The organism is Cellulomonas telluris (genome assembly GCF_004886325.1).
Classification (GTDB): Bacteria; Actinomycetota; Actinomycetes; order Actinomycetales; family Cellulomonadaceae; genus Cellulomonas; species Cellulomonas telluris.
This window is the reverse complement of the sequence record NZ_QXFN01000095.1, coordinates 1-536: the sequence shown is the minus strand read 5'-3', so window position 1 is coordinate 536 and position 536 is coordinate 1. Positions and strand designations below refer to the sequence as shown.

The 536-nt window shown below is 72.2% G+C and carries 1 protein-coding gene and 1 pseudogene; one reads left to right on the top strand and one right to left on the bottom strand.

All coding sequences use genetic code 11. The features are described from left to right. Nucleotides 1-187: hypothetical protein (locus FB586_RS19605; protein WP_168800631.1), on the top strand; the 187-nt coding region annotated here is incomplete at its 5' end. Nucleotides 188-194: 7 nt separating this feature from the next. Here the strand turns inward: FB586_RS19605 and FB586_RS19600 are convergent. Then, nucleotides 195-536, bottom strand: a pseudogene (locus FB586_RS19600) (hypothetical protein); the annotation flags it as partial.

The following is a 536-nucleotide window of genomic DNA, read 5'->3' as shown; positions in this document are numbered from 1 at the left end:
GCTGCCGGCCGCCCTCCTGCTGGTCGCGACGGACCTCGACGCGTCCGTGCGGCTCGGCACCGGGCGCGGGGCACACGTCGTACGCGACCGGGCCGAGGTGCTGCTGCGGCTGCTGTGGCACCGGGCGGACCGCTCCGCGCTCGACCCGCGGGTGGCCGAGCTGCTGGCGGGCGCGATCGCCCCGTGAGCGGGTGCTACTGGAACGACACGAACCGCACGTCCGGCAGTGACTTCCGCACCTGCGCCGGCCGCATCCGCGGGACGTCCTCGTCGTAGAAGAGCTTGAAGCCCATCGTGAACTTCCGCGGCACGGCGACGTCGCGGTAGGTCGCGAGCTTGTCGGCGGGGCTGCCGAAGCCGTCGACGTGCTGCACCATGGCGCGGACGTCGCGGCGGCGTACCTTGCGGATGTCGGGGACCATCGAGTCGGTGAACTGGTGCACCACGAACAGCTTCTCCGGCAGGCCGTTGTCGCGGGTGAGCCGTGACAGCCAGCCGGCGGTGCGGTTGATCTCCTTGGCGCGGACCGAGCCGAT